14 protein-coding genes are annotated in these 12,267 nt (G+C 71.7%); 8 read left to right on the forward strand and 6 right to left on the reverse strand.

Annotated elements, in window-relative coordinates; genetic code table 11:
• The first annotated feature begins 52 nt into the window (after nucleotides 1-52).
• The gene (locus QC029_RS02495; RefSeq protein ID WP_279553633.1) at nucleotides 53-1,135 is read left to right on the forward strand and encodes an inositol-3-phosphate synthase; all 1,083 of its coding nucleotides are present in this window, start codon (nucleotides 53-55) and stop codon (nucleotides 1,133-1,135) included.
• A 118-nt stretch (nucleotides 1,136-1,253) separates the two neighbouring features.
• Here the strand turns inward: QC029_RS02495 and QC029_RS02500 are convergent, their stop codons facing one another.
• From QC029_RS02500 to QC029_RS02510, 3 genes are all read right to left on the reverse strand, one after another.
• Nucleotides 1,254-2,285, reverse strand: a complete 1,032-nt coding sequence (locus QC029_RS02500; protein WP_279553634.1) for an alanine racemase — start codon at nucleotides 2,283-2,285, stop codon at nucleotides 1,254-1,256.
• 89 nt (nucleotides 2,286-2,374) lie between these two features.
• Nucleotides 2,375-3,493, reverse strand: coding sequence for a peptidoglycan bridge formation glycyltransferase FemA/FemB family protein (locus tag QC029_RS02505; RefSeq protein WP_279553635.1), 1,119 nt, complete (start codon nucleotides 3,491-3,493; stop codon nucleotides 2,375-2,377).
• A 136-nt stretch (nucleotides 3,494-3,629) separates the two neighbouring features.
• Nucleotides 3,630-3,932, reverse strand: a complete 303-nt coding sequence (locus tag QC029_RS02510) for a hypothetical protein (RefSeq protein WP_279553636.1) — start codon at nucleotides 3,930-3,932, stop codon at nucleotides 3,630-3,632.
• A 337-nt stretch (nucleotides 3,933-4,269) separates the two neighbouring features.
• Here QC029_RS02510 and rpsF point away from each other — a divergent pair, with 337 nt between their 5' ends.
• The 4 genes from rpsF (at nucleotide 4,270) to rplI (ending at nucleotide 6,005) form a co-directional block, all read left to right on the forward strand.
• On the forward strand, nucleotides 4,270-4,560 hold the full coding sequence (gene rpsF / locus QC029_RS02515; protein ID WP_279553637.1) for a 30S ribosomal protein S6: 291 nt from the start codon (nucleotides 4,270-4,272) through the stop codon (nucleotides 4,558-4,560).
• Nucleotides 4,561-4,670: 110 nt separating this feature from the next.
• Complete coding sequence (locus QC029_RS02520; protein WP_279553638.1) at nucleotides 4,671-5,234, forward strand: single-stranded DNA-binding protein; 564 nt, start codon at nucleotides 4,671-4,673, stop codon at nucleotides 5,232-5,234.
• Nucleotides 5,235-5,303: 69 nt separating this feature from the next.
• Nucleotides 5,304-5,540, forward strand: coding sequence for a 30S ribosomal protein S18 (gene rpsR / locus QC029_RS02525; RefSeq protein ID WP_100200861.1), 237 nt, complete (start codon nucleotides 5,304-5,306; stop codon nucleotides 5,538-5,540).
• An 18-nt stretch (nucleotides 5,541-5,558) separates the two neighbouring features.
• On the forward strand, nucleotides 5,559-6,005 hold the full coding sequence (gene rplI, locus QC029_RS02530; protein WP_279553639.1) for a 50S ribosomal protein L9: 447 nt from the start codon (nucleotides 5,559-5,561) through the stop codon (nucleotides 6,003-6,005).
• Between the two features lie 100 nt (nucleotides 6,006-6,105).
• Here rplI and QC029_RS02535 read toward each other — a convergent pair whose 3' ends face one another.
• Nucleotides 6,106-7,452, reverse strand: coding sequence for an MATE family efflux transporter (locus QC029_RS02535; RefSeq protein ID WP_279553640.1), 1,347 nt, complete (start codon nucleotides 7,450-7,452; stop codon nucleotides 6,106-6,108).
• Between the two features lie 451 nt (nucleotides 7,453-7,903).
• On the opposite strand from QC029_RS02535, the gene dnaB reads away from it, so the two are divergent.
• Complete coding sequence (gene dnaB / locus QC029_RS02540) at nucleotides 7,904-9,406, forward strand: replicative DNA helicase (RefSeq protein WP_279553641.1); 1,503 nt, start codon at nucleotides 7,904-7,906, stop codon at nucleotides 9,404-9,406.
• A 90-nt stretch (nucleotides 9,407-9,496) separates the two neighbouring features.
• On the opposite strand, the gene QC029_RS02545 is transcribed toward dnaB, so the two are convergent.
• Entirely contained in the window at nucleotides 9,497-10,063 is a 567-nt protein-coding gene (locus tag QC029_RS02545; RefSeq protein WP_279553642.1) for a dihydrofolate reductase family protein, read from the reverse strand.
• A 327-nt stretch (nucleotides 10,064-10,390) separates the two neighbouring features.
• On the opposite strand from QC029_RS02545, the gene QC029_RS02550 reads away from it, so the two are divergent.
• A complete protein-coding gene (locus tag QC029_RS02550) occupies nucleotides 10,391-11,113 on the forward strand; it encodes a helix-turn-helix domain-containing protein (RefSeq protein ID WP_279553643.1) in 723 nt (240 codons plus the stop codon).
• On the opposite strand, the gene QC029_RS02555 is transcribed toward QC029_RS02550, so the two are convergent.
• On the reverse strand, nucleotides 11,110-11,535 hold the full coding sequence (locus tag QC029_RS02555) for a VOC family protein (RefSeq protein ID WP_279553644.1): 426 nt from the start codon (nucleotides 11,533-11,535) through the stop codon (nucleotides 11,110-11,112). The two genes, QC029_RS02550 and QC029_RS02555, sit on opposite strands and share 4 nt — an antisense overlap.
• A 235-nt stretch (nucleotides 11,536-11,770) precedes the next feature.
• On the opposite strand from QC029_RS02555, the gene QC029_RS02560 reads away from it, so the two are divergent.
• On the forward strand, nucleotides 11,771-12,223 hold the full coding sequence (locus QC029_RS02560; protein WP_279553645.1) for a GNAT family N-acetyltransferase: 453 nt from the start codon (nucleotides 11,771-11,773) through the stop codon (nucleotides 12,221-12,223).
• Nucleotides 12,224-12,267: the final 44 nt, after the last annotated feature.

Consider the following 12,267-nt stretch of genomic DNA (forward strand, 5'->3'; position numbering starts at 1 on the left):
ACGGAGACAACCGTCGGAAACGACACGGAACACACACAGGGAGCAACCGCCAATGGGTTCGGTTCGCGTAGCCATCGTCGGCGTGGGCAACTGCGCCGCCTCGCTGGTGCAGGGCGTCGAGTACTACAAGGACGCCGACCCGAAGAGCCGCGTGCCGGGTCTGATGCACGTGCAGTTCGGCGACTACCACGTCTCGGACATCGAGTTCGTGGCCGCGTTCGACGTGGACGCCAAGAAGGTGGGCCTGGACCTCGCCGACGCCATCGGCGCCAGTGAGAACAACACCATCAAGATCTGCGACGTCCCCACCTCCGGCGTGACCGTCCAGCGCGGCCACACCCTCGACGGCCTGGGCAAGTACTACCGCCAGACGATCGAGGAGTCGGCCGATGAGCCGGTCGACGTCGTCCAGGTGCTGAGGGACCGCGAGGTCGACGTCCTGGTCTGCTACCTCCCGGTGGGTTCCGAGGACGCCGCGAAGTACTACGCGCAGTGCGCCATCGACGCCAAGGCCGCCTTCGTCAACGCCCTGCCGGTCTTCATCGCCGGCACCAAGGAGTGGGCGGACAAGTTCACCGAGGCCGGTGTCCCGATCGTCGGCGACGACATCAAGTCCCAGGTGGGCGCCACCATCACGCACCGCGTGCTGGCCAAGCTCTTCGAGGACCGCGGCGTCGTCCTCGACCGCACGATGCAGCTCAACGTCGGCGGCAACATGGACTTCAAGAACATGCTCGAGCGCGAGCGCCTGGAGTCCAAGAAGATCTCCAAGACCCAGGCCGTCACCTCCCAGATCCCCGACCGGGACCTGGGCGAGGACAACGTCCACATCGGCCCGTCGGACTACGTGGCCTGGCTGGACGACCGCAAGTGGGCCTACGTCCGCCTCGAGGGCCGCGCGTTCGGCGACGTCCCGCTGAACCTGGAGTACAAGCTGGAGGTCTGGGACTCCCCGAACTCCGCCGGCGTCATCATCGACGCCTTGCGCGCCGCGAAGATCGCCAAGGACCGCGGCGTCGGCGGCCCGATCCTCTCGGCCTCCTCGTACTTCATGAAGTCCCCGCCGGTCCAGTACTTCGACGACCAGGCGCGGGAGAACGTGGAGAGGTTCATCCGCGGCGAGGTGGAGCGCTAGGACGCACGGCGCCGGGTGCCGGGGCGCCCGGCCGCGCACCACGGCGAGGGGCCCGGACACGTTCTCGTGTCCGGGCCCCTCGCCGTGCGCCGCGCCGTCCGCGCGCGGCCGTGCCGCCTCAGATGTCGACCAGCCGGTCGTACTGCGTCGTGGTGTGCCGCAGGATCGCCACCAGCTCGTCGCCGACCTTCGGCTCCGCCGCGTCCTCCGGCACGAACAGGATCGACACCTGCATGTGCGGCGGCTCGGCGAACCAGCGCTGCTTGCCCGACCACACGAAGGGCGACAGGTTGCGGTTCACCGTCGCCAGCCCGGCCCGCGCCACGCCCTTGGCCCGTGACGTCATCCCGTGCATGGCCTTCGGCGCCTCCAGGCCGACCCCGTGCGAGGTGCCGCCCGCCACCACCACCAGCCAGCCGTCGCCCGGCGCCTTCTGCTGGCGGTAGCCGAAGCGGTCGCCCCTGACCACCCGCGTGACGTCCAGCACCGAGCCCCGGTACCGGGTCGCCTCGTGGTCGCCCAGCCACAGCCGCGTGCCGATCCGCGCCCGGAACCGGGTCTGGGGGAACTGCTGCTGGAGCCGCGTGAACTCCTCCGGCCCCAGGTGGCTGACGAACATCGTCTCCAGCGGCAGGCGGGCCGCCCGCAGCCGGTCCATCCAGCCGATGACCTCCTCCACCGCGTCCGTGCCGTCGGTGCGGTCCAGCGGCAGGTGGATCGCGAAGCCCTCCAGCCGTACGTCGTCGATCGCGGTGCGCAGCTTGCCCAGGTCCTCCTCCAGCACCCCGTGCCGCTTCATCGAGCTCATCACCTCGATGACGACGCGCGCCCCCACCAGCGCGTTCACCCCGTCCACCGACGAGACCGTGCGGATCGCCCGGTCCGGCAGCGGCACCGGCTCCTCACCGCGGCGGAACGGGGTGAGCACCAGCAGGTCCCCGCTGAACCAGTCCTTCATGCGGGCGGCTTCGTACGTCGTGCCCACGGCGATCACGTCCGAGCCGAAGCGGGTCACCTCCTCGGCCAGCCGCTCGTGGCCGAAGCCGTACCCGTTGCCCTTGCAGACCGGGACCAGCCCCGGGAACTGCCGGAGCACCGTCTGCTGGTGCGCCCGCCAGCGTTCGGTGTCGACGTAGAGGGAGAGCGCCATGGCCGTACGGAACCTTTCTCATCGGTCCCGGCTGGTTCCGGCGGGCCGTCGGGCCCGCCGGACTCGCCGGACGTGCGTGGAGCAGGGCGTCAGCGGCGCGACATGTAGATGTCGAGCGCCTTGTGCAGCAGCTTATTGAGCGGAAAGTCCCACTCGCCGAGATACTCCGCGGCCTGGCCGCCGGTGCCCACCTTGAACTGGATCAGACCGAAGAGGTGGTCGGAGTCGTCCAGCGAGTCGCTGATGCCGCGCAGGTCGTAGACGCTCGCCCCGAGCGCGTACGCGTCCTGCAGCATCCGCCACTGCATGGCGTTCGACGGGCGCACCTCGCGCTTGTGGTTGGCCGAGGCGCCGTAGGAGTACCACACGTGCCCGCCCACGATCAGCATCGTGGCCGCGGCCACCGCCTCGCCCTCGTGCCGGGCGAAGTACAGCCGCATGCGGTTGGGGTCCTCGGTGTTCAGGGCCTGCCACATCCGCTGGAAGTACGCCAGCGGGCGCGGCCGGAACCGGTCGCGCTCGGCCGTCACCTCGTACAGCTCCTGCCACGCCGGCAGGTCGTCGTAGCCGCCCTGCACGACCTCGACGCCCGCCTTCTCGGCCTTCTTGATGTTGCGCCGCCACAGCTGGTTGAAGCCCTTGTGCACCTCGTCCAGCGACCGGTTCTCCAGCGGCACCTGGAAGACGTAGCGCGGCTGTACGTCGCCGAAGCCGGCGCCGCCGTCCTCGCCCTGCTGCCAGCCCATCCGCCGCAGCCGGTCGGCCACCTCGAACGCGCGCGGCTCGATGTGGGTGGCCTCGACGTCGCGCAGCCGCTTCACGTCCGGGTTCTGGATGCCCGCCTTGATCGCGGCGGCGTCCCAGCGCCGGATCACCACGGGCGGGCCCATCTTCACCGAGAACGCGCCCTTGGACTTCAGGTGCGCCAGCATCGGGCGCAGCCACTCCTCCAGGTTCGGCGCGAACCAGTTGATCACCGGCCCCTCGGGCAGATAGGCCAGATAGCGCTTGACCTTGGGCAGCTGCCGGTACAGCACCAGGCCCACCCCGACCAGCTCGCCGCTCGCGTCGAACCAGCCCAGGTTCTCGGAGCCCCACTCGGCCTTCACGTCCGCCCAGGCGGGAACCTGCATGTGGCTGGCCGATGGGAGGCTCCGGATATACGCCAGGTGCTGCTCACGACTGATCGTCCTCAGGGTCAGGCTCATACGGGGCGCTCCTCCGGCGTACTTCGCAGGGTCTGGCGCGAAGCCTACTGCGGTCGGAACCACCCCGAACGTGCCCATGCGGGGCGATGGCGAGCCGGGTCCGGCCCGCGGCGGGCCGGACCCGGTCGCGGCGCGGTCAGCCGAACAGGCCGCCGTGCGACATCCCCAGGTAGAAGCCGACGGCCGCCGCTCCCATGCTGACGACCAGCGCGAACCGCTCGCCGGTGGTCGCGGAGATCATCTGGCCCCAGCCGCCGCTGACGATCCCCAGCAGCCCGGCCCAGGACGCGATCAGTCCGAGGCCGGGGAAGAAGCCCGTGACGAACGCGATCACGCCGAGCACCGCCGTCACCGCGACGAACCGGTTCTCGACCGGGTGCGGCCGGCCGTCGGTGTTGAGAAGGAAGGAGATCGGGCTCCTCCGTACCGCCTGTGCCATGGGCACCTCCCGCGGAACCGTCCGGACCCCCGGGGGCCGGAACCGTCCTGTGTGTCGAACCTGTCGGTCTTGCGGGGCGACGCCGGGTGACGCCTGTCACATCCCCTGTGTCCAGATTGCGGTGGTCGGGCACCGGATTTCAACCCGAGTGGCGGTGCGGGTACTCTGTACCGTCTGCGCGGTGTCCGCCCATGCCACTCCGGCTCCGGGAACGGACCCGGGACTTCCCGGGGTAACACCCCGGCTGTCAGTGCCGGCCGATACCGTTGCTCACGCATCACGACCCTCCTGCCACGGAACGACCGTGGCCGCCGAGTCCAGAGGAGGTGGGTTCCACATGCGTCACTACGAGGTGATGGTCATCCTCGACCCCGATCTCGAGGAGCGCGCTGTCTCCCCGCTGATCGAGAGCTTCCTTTCCGTCGTCCGCGAGGCCGACGGAAAGGTCGAGAAGGTCGACACCTGGGGCCGTCGTCGTCTCTCGTACGAGATCAAGAAGAAGCCCGAGGGCATCTACTCGGTCATCGACCTGCGGGCCGAGCCCGCGGTCGTCAAGGAGCTCGACCGTCAGATGAACCTGAACGAGTCGGTTCTGCGGACCAAGGTCCTCCGCCCCGAGACCCACTGAGCGCTCCCGCTCAGCGGACCGTAGGGAACCGGTAGCGCCTCCGGCACTCCGGAACCACCAGCACCACAGCATCACCAGCAGCCAGCAGCACCCCGCCGAGAGGTTCACCCATGGCAGGCGAGACCGTCATCACGGTCGTCGGCAATCTGGTCGACGACCCCGAGCTGCGCTTCACCCCCTCCGGTGCGGCGGTCGCGAAGTTCCGCGTCGCGTCCACCCCCCGCACCTTCGACCGCCAGACCAACGAGTGGAAGGACGGCGAGAGCCTCTTCCTGACCTGCTCGGTCTGGCGGCAGGCGGCGGAGAACGTCGCCGAGTCCCTCACCCGGGGCACCCGCGTCATCGTGCAGGGCCGTCTCAAGCAGCGGTCGTACGAGGACCGTGAGGGCGTCAAGCGCACGGTCTACGAGCTGGACGTCGACGAGGTCGGCGCCAGCCTGCGCAACGCCACGGCCAAGGTCACCAAGACCACCGGCCGCGGCGGTCAGCAGGGCGGCGGCGGTGGCGGCTGGGGCGGCGGCCCCGGCGGTGGCCAGCAGGGCGGCGGCGCACCCGCGGGCGACCCGTGGGCGACCGGCGCGCCGGCCGGCGGTCAGCAGGGCGGCGGCGGTGGCGGCTGGGGCGGTGGCTCCGGCGGTTCCGGCGGCGGCTACTCGGACGAGCCCCCCTTCTAGGAGCCCCAGGGGGTTCCGGGAGGGCTGCGCTCACAGGCACAGACTTCTTGAACCAAACGGAGAGAGACAATGGCGAAGCCGCCTGCTCGCAAGCCGAAGAAGAAGGTTTGCGTGTTCTGCAAGGACAAGATCAAGTACGTCGACTACAAGGACACGAACCTGCTGCGGAAGTTCATTTCCGACCGCGGCAAGATCCGTGCCCGCCGGGTCACCGGCAACTGCACCCAGCACCAGCGCGACGTCGCCACGGCCGTGAAGAACAGCCGTGAGATGGCGCTGCTGCCCTACACCTCGACCGCTCGATAAGGGAAGGATGACCGACTCATGAAGATCATCCTGACCAACGAGGTCTCGGGTCTCGGCAACGCCGGCGACATCATCGAGGTGAAGGACGGGTACGCCCGCAACTACCTGCTCCCCCGCGGATTCGCCATCCGCTGGACCAAGGGCGGGGAGAAGGACGTCGAGCAGATCCGCCGCGCCCGCAAGATCCGCGAGATCGCCACGATCGAGCAGGCCAACGAGATCAAGGGCAGGCTGGAGGGCGTCACCGTGCGCCTGAAGGTCCGCGCCGGCGACCAGGGCCGTCTGTTCGGTTCCGTCACCCAGGCCGACATCGCCTCGGCGGTGAAGGCCGCGGGCGGTCCGGACGTCGACAAGCGCCGCATCGAGCTGGACGCCCCGATCAAGACCCTGGGCTCGCACCGCGTGTCGGTGCGTCTGCACCCCGAGGTCGTCGCCAAGGTCGGCGTCGAGGTCGGCGCCGCCTGACGGCACGCGCGACGGTACGGCCACGGCCGTACGGCAGTGACACACAGGGCCGCGGTCCCCGCACGGGGGCCGCGGCCCTGAGCCGTCTCACCGGGGCGCCTCAGGCGCGTACCGCCCCGGTGACGATCCAGCGGCCCGAGCGGGCCCGCAGCCACAGGGTGGCCAGCCGCACGCCCATCATCAGCCCGGCGACCGCCCACCACAGCGCGGTCAGTCCCCCGCCCAGCACCGGAATCGCCAGCGCCACCGGGGCGAACACCACCAGCGTCGCCAGCGCCGCCCACGCCAGGTACGGGCCGTCGCCCGCGCCCATCAGCACCCCGTCCAGGACGAAGACCACCCCCGCGACCGGCGAGGTCACCGCCACCACCAGCAGCGCGGCCGTCAGCCGGTCGTGCACGGCGGTGTCCGGGGTGAACAGCGGCAGCAGCAGCGGGCGCGCCGCGACCACCAGCACCCCCAGCACCACCCCGGAGGCGATGCCCCACTGCACCATCCGGCGGCAGGCCGCCCGCGCCCCCTCGCCGTCCCCCGCGCCCAGACAGCGGCCGATGATCGCCTGCCCGGCGATGGCGATGGCGTCCAGCGCGAAGGCCAGCAGCGACCAGATGGTCAGCGTGATCTGGTGCGCGGCCACCTCGACGTCCCCCAGCCGGGCCGCGACGGCGGTCGCCAGCACCAGCACGGCGCGCAGCGACAGCGTGCGGATCAGCAGCGGCGCCCCGGCCCGGCCGCTGGCCCGGATGCCGGCGGCGTCCGGGCGCAGCGAGGCCCCGTGCCGCCGGGCGCCCCTGACCACCACCACCAGGTAGACGGCCGCCATCGCGCACTGGGCGGCCACCGTGCCCCAGGCCGAACCGGCGATGCCGAGCCCGGCGCCGTAGACCAGGACGAGGTTGAGCACGATGTTGGCGGAGAAGCCGCCGACGGCCACGTACAGCGGGGTCCGGGTGTCCTGCAGTCCGCGCAGCACGCCGGTGGCGGCCAGGACCACGAGCATCGCCGGAATGCCCAGCGCGCTGATCCGCAGGTACGTCACGGCGTACGGCGCCGCGGTCGCGGACGTGCCGAACAGGTCGACGAGCGCGGGTGCGGTGGGCAGTACGGCGGCCACCACCGCCGCGCCGAGCAGCAGCGCCAGCCAGATCCCGTCCATGCCCTGCCGGATCGCGGCGGGCAGGTCGCCGGCTCCGACGCGGCGGGCGACGGCGGCGGTGGTGGCGTAGGCGAGGAAGACGAAGACGTTCACCCCGGTGGTCAGCAGGGTGGCCGCGACGCCGAGCCCGGCGAGCTGCGGGGTGCCCAGATGGCCCACGATCGCGCTGTCGGCCATGACGAACAGGGGCTCCGCGACGAGCGCGCCGAAGGCGGGGAGCGCCAGCGCGATGATCTCGCGGTCGTGGCGGCGTGCCGCGGCGCGTCCGGCGGGCGGGGGAGCGTGTGTCATGATCCGATCCAAACATCCACAAGTAATAGTTGCAAGACCAATGTGACCATTACCATTCCTTACCTGGGGTGAGATCCTCTGCGCCGTTTGTCGCGATCTCGGCGCGGGTCGCGAAGTTTTTCTCCTGCACAGCCGGTGGATGGCAAAAGCACAGGTCAGAGGTTGTGGAAAGGAGGGGCGGCCGACTTCTCCACAGGTCCGTCCCCCGCCCCGTGCACAGGATTCGCCGAGTTCTCCACAGGATGGGGCCGCTCATCCACATGCCCTGTGGATAACCGGATTGGCTGGAGCCTCCCGTGGCCCTACCGTTGTCCGGCGCCCGCCCGCTGTTCCCCTCTTCTTCGCCCCGGTCCACCGGCATGCCGCGACCGGAGAGCGGGCGAGCCCACTGTCAGAGCCGTGCCGTAGGAAAGAGGGGCGCGGGTCGCGAGGAACGGGAGGAGGTGGCGGGATGACGCAGTCCGAGCACGTCGACAGCCCGGCACCCGGTTACGCCGTGGGGGCCCCGGGGCCGGGAGGGGCCGGCCCGGGCGACCACCTCCCCGTCTCCCGCCAGCGTCGCGGCGCCGCGCCGGACGGCGAACGCCACGACCGCGGCCCGGACACCTGGCCGTCGGGCGCGGTGGGCGGCTTCGACCGGATCCCCCCGCAGGACCTCGACGCCGAGCAGTCGGTGCTCGGCGGCATGCTGCTGTCCAAGGACGCCATCGCGGACGTGGTGGAGACCCTCCAGGGCCAGGACTTCTACCGCCCGGCCCACGAGACGATCTACCAGGCCATCCTGGACCTGTACGCCAAGGGCGAGCCCGCCGACCCCATCACGGTCGCCGCCGAGCTGACCAGACGCGGCGAGATCGCCAAGGTCGGCGGCCCCGGCTACCTCCACTCCCTGGTCCAGACGGTCCCCACCGCGGCCAACGCCCAGTACTACGCGGAGATCGTCCACGAGCGGGCCGTCCTGCGCCGCCTGGTCGAGGCGGGCACCCGCATCACGCAGATGGGGTACGCGGCCGACGGCGACGTCGACGAGATCGTCAACTCCGCCCAGGCCGAGATCTACGCCGTCACCGAGCAGCGCACCTCGGAGGACTACCTCCCGCTCGCCGACATCATGGAGGGCGCGCTCGACGAGATCGAGGCGATCGGCTCGCGCAGCGGCCAGATGTCGGGCGTGCCGACGGGCTTCTCCGACCTGGACTCCCTGACCAACGGCCTCCACCCGGGCCAGATGATCGTCATCGCGGCGAGACCCGCGATGGGCAAGTCGACCCTGGCCCTGGACTTCGCCCGCGCCTGCTCGATCAAGCACAACCTGCCCAGCGTGATCTTCTCGCTGGAGATGGGCCGCAACGAGATCGCGATGCGCCTGCTGTCGGCCGAGGCGCGGGTGGCCCTGCACCACATGCGGTCGGGCAGCATGACGGACGAGGACTGGAACCGGCTGGCACGCCAGATGCCCGAGGTCACGGGCGCTCCGCTGTACATCGACGACTCGCCGAACCTGACGATGATGGAGATCCGCGCCAAGTGCCGCCGCCTGAAGCAGCGGAACGATCTGCGGCTGGTCGTCATCGACTACCTCCAGCTGATGCAGTCGGGCGGTTCCCGCCGTCCCGAGAGCCGCCAGCAGGAGGTCTCCGAGATGTCCCGGAACCTCAAGCTGCTGGCCAAGGAGCTGGAGGTGCCGGTGATCGCGCTCTCCCAGCTGAACCGAGGCCCGGAACAGCGCACGGACAAGAAGCCGATGGTCTCGGACCTGCGCGAGTCGGGTTCGATCGAGCAGGACGCGGACATGGTCATCCTGCTGCACCGCGAGGACGCCTACGAGAAGGAGTCGCCGCGCGCGGGCGAGGCGGACCTGATCGTGGCCAAGCACCGCAACGGCCCGACGGCGACGATCACGGTGGCCTTCCAGGGGCACTACTCGCGCTTCGTGGACATGGCCCAGACCTGAGCGGGTGGTGCAGGGTCCCGGACTCCGCGGCCACGTCTCACGAGCGATGGCCACGGCACCCACCCGAGCCGTGAGACGGCGGGAAGCTGCTCAGCGCCTCGTCTCGTACCTGGTCAGGACCACGCCGCCGGGAAACGTCCGCGTCTCCACCAGGTTCAGATTCACCCAGCCGTCCAGCGCGGTGAAGAACGACGTGCCGCCGCCCACCAGGACCGGATGGGTGGCGATCACGTACTCGTCGATCAGCCCGGCCCGCATGGCCGCCCCGGCGAGCGTTGCGCCGCCGATGTTCATCGGGCCGCCGTCCTCGGCCTTGAGCCGGGTGATCTCGGCGATCGCGTCGCCGGTGACCAGGCGGGTGTTCCAGTCGACCCTGTCGATCGTCGAGGAGAACACCACCTTCGGGGTGTCCCGCCAGTTCCGCGCGAACTCGATCTCCGCCGGGGTGGCGTCGGGCTGCCGGTCGCCGGTCGGCCAGTAGGAGCTCATCGCCTCCCACAGTTTGCGCCCGTACAGCGACAGGCCACTCGCCTGCTCGTGGTCGAGCCACCACTGGAACAGCTCGGGGCTCGGCGGTCCGCTCCAGCCGATGTCGTCGCCGGCCGCGGCGATGTAGCCGTCCAGGGTCAGGTTCATGCCGTAGACCAGTTTCCGCATGGCCCAGCCTTCCGTCCGTGGGTGTCCGGCGTGTGGACCGGAGCGGCGCGGGAAACTCATCGGTGCGCGATCCGGGCTCGCCGGTGGCCCCCGGGCTCGGTGCCCAGCGTGGTGTACCCGGCCGACACGGGCAAGCCGCCTGGTCCCGGCCTCGCCCTCGCGGGAGAATGCCACGGATCTGAGACCGACCGCGGGTGACGAGGACGTGGGACGACCGGGAACGCCCACGTCGCGCAGGATCGACGTGCCACGAGCGGCGAGACCCCACATGAGCGGGTTCGAGCGATCCGGTTCGCCGCCCGGCGGCCGGCGGGGGAGGCTGGAGACGTGTACCGGGAGCGGATCTCGCGACGGGTGGACGGCGCGGTGGTGTGGCACCGGGACGCCCCGCCGCAGGCCCGCCGGGTGCGGGTGCTGCCCGACGGGTGCATGGACCTGATCTGGACGCCCGGCGGGCTGCTGGTGGCGGGGCCCGACACCCGGGCCCACCTGGTCGGCGACCCTCCCCCGGGGGTGACCGGATCCGGCGGACGCCTCCACGGCACCGGTTACGCCGGCCTGCGGTTCGCGCCCGGCGCCGCGCCGCGCGCCCTCGGCGTACCGGCGCACGAACTGCGTGACGCGCGGGTGCCGCTCGGCGCGCTCTGGCCGGAGCGCGAGGTGCGGGAGCTGACCGAGCGGGTGGCCGAAGCCCCGGACCGGGGACGGGCGCTGGAGGAACTGGCCGCGGAGAGGCTGCGCCGGACGCCGGAGGACCCGCTGATCCGTGCGGTGGCCGACGGGCTGCGCGCGGGCGGGAGCGTCGCGGCGGTGGCGCGTACGGCCGGGCTCAGCGAGCGGCAGCTGCACCGCCGCTCGCTGGCCGCGTTCGGCTACGGCCCCAAGACGCTGGCGCGGGTGCTCCGGCTGGAGCGCGCGCTGCGCACGGTCCGCTCCGGTGTGCCGCCGGTGTCGGCGGCGGTCCTGGCCGGGTACGCCGACCAGGCCCATCTGTCCCGCGAGGTCCGGCAGTTGGCCGGGACCCGGCTCTCGGAGCTGCTGCCGGGCTAGGCGCCTGACCCGTCCGGCCCGCCTGATCCGTCCGGCAGGGGCGCGAAGAGGGAGACCCCGTTGCCGTCGGGGTCGAGGACGGTGGCGTACCGCTGTCCCCAGAAGGCGTCCCAGGGGGCCTTGTGCCCGGTGTACCCGGCCCGCGTCAGTGCGGCGTACTGCCGGTCGACGTCGGCGGGGTCGTCGCAGAGGAAGGCCAGGCCGATGCGGTCGCCGCCGCTCGGCGGGGTCCAGCCGGGGTCGAAGGAGCGGACGGTGTCGACGGTGTCCCAGGCGATGCGCAGCCCGCCGGGCAGCGCGGCCTCCACATGGGGCTGTCCGTCGGCGTCGGCGGGGATGTCGAGGCCGAGCCGCCGGTAGAACGCGAGGGAGGCGGCCATGTCGGCCACGACCAGGCCGAAGAGATCGAGTCGAGGTGCCATGCGGCCACGCTAGGGGCGCGCCGGGCCGGCGGTCTTGAAGGAATCGGACGCGTCCGGTGGACGGGAGCCGGACGCGAGACGGACCGGGCCCGCACCACCGGGCCCGTCCCACCACGCCCGCCCCACCGCACGGAGCGCGGCGGCGCCGCCGGAGCGGAGGGCCGGAAGGGGCGCGCACACCTGCCCCGTGCCGGGTGGCGCCCGTGCCGGGAGCGGGCGGCATAGGGTGCGGATCATGAGCGACTTCGAGATACGCCCCGCGACGGCGGACGACCTGCGGGCCATCGTGGACCTGCTCGCCGACGACCCGCTGGGCGCCCGCCGGGAGTCCCCCGGCGACCTCGCCCCGTACCGCGCCGCGTACGAGCGCGTCGCCGCCGACCCCCAGCAGCACCTGGTCGTGGCGGTCCGCGGCGGCCGGGTCGTCGGAACGCTCCAGCTCACCGTCGTCCCCGGGCTCTCGCGGCGGGGCGCGAGCCGTTCGCTCATCGAGGCCGTGCGCGTCCACTCCGACGAGCGCGGCGGCGGGCTGGGCACCCTGCTGGTGGAGTGGGCGGTCGAGGAGTCCCGGCGACTGGGCTGCGCCCTGGTCCAGCTCACCTCCGACGCCACCCGCACCGATGCCCACCGCTTCTACGAGCGCCTCGGCTTCACCGCCTCGCACGTGGGCTTCAAGCGGGCGCTCTGACCCGGGCGCCGCGCGGACCGGGTCGTCCACAGGCTGGGGACGGG

Source organism: Streptomyces sp. DH37, from assembly GCF_029813835.1.
Taxonomy (GTDB): Bacteria; Actinomycetota; Actinomycetes; order Streptomycetales; family Streptomycetaceae; genus Streptomyces.

Coding starts and splice junctions, on each gene's coding strand:
- QC029_RS02520 (WP_279553638.1), top strand. CDS start 4,671: ATGGCAGGCGAGACCGTCATCACGGTCGTCGGCAATCTGGTCGACGAC.
- rpsR (WP_100200861.1), top strand. CDS start 5,304: ATGGCGAAGCCGCCTGCTCGCAAGCCGAAGAAGAAGGTTTGCGTGTTC.
- rplI (WP_279553639.1), top strand. CDS start 5,559: ATGAAGATCATCCTGACCAACGAGGTCTCGGGTCTCGGCAACGCCGGC.
- QC029_RS02495 (WP_279553633.1), top strand. CDS start 53: ATGGGTTCGGTTCGCGTAGCCATCGTCGGCGTGGGCAACTGCGCCGCC.
- QC029_RS02560 (WP_279553645.1), top strand. CDS start 11,771: ATGAGCGACTTCGAGATACGCCCCGCGACGGCGGACGACCTGCGGGCC.
- dnaB (WP_279553641.1), top strand. CDS start 7,904: ATGACGCAGTCCGAGCACGTCGACAGCCCGGCACCCGGTTACGCCGTG.
- QC029_RS02555 (WP_279553644.1), bottom strand. CDS start 11,535: ATGGCACCTCGACTCGATCTCTTCGGCCTGGTCGTGGCCGACATGGCC.
- QC029_RS02505 (WP_279553635.1), bottom strand. CDS start 3,493: ATGAGCCTGACCCTGAGGACGATCAGTCGTGAGCAGCACCTGGCGTAT.
- QC029_RS02500 (WP_279553634.1), bottom strand. CDS start 2,285: ATGGCGCTCTCCCTCTACGTCGACACCGAACGCTGGCGGGCGCACCAG.
- QC029_RS02535 (WP_279553640.1), bottom strand. CDS start 7,452: ATGACACACGCTCCCCCGCCCGCCGGACGCGCCGCGGCACGCCGCCAC.
- rpsF (WP_279553637.1), top strand. CDS start 4,270: ATGCGTCACTACGAGGTGATGGTCATCCTCGACCCCGATCTCGAGGAG.
- QC029_RS02545 (WP_279553642.1), bottom strand. CDS start 10,063: ATGCGGAAACTGGTCTACGGCATGAACCTGACCCTGGACGGCTACATC.
- QC029_RS02510 (WP_279553636.1), bottom strand. CDS start 3,932: ATGGCACAGGCGGTACGGAGGAGCCCGATCTCCTTCCTTCTCAACACC.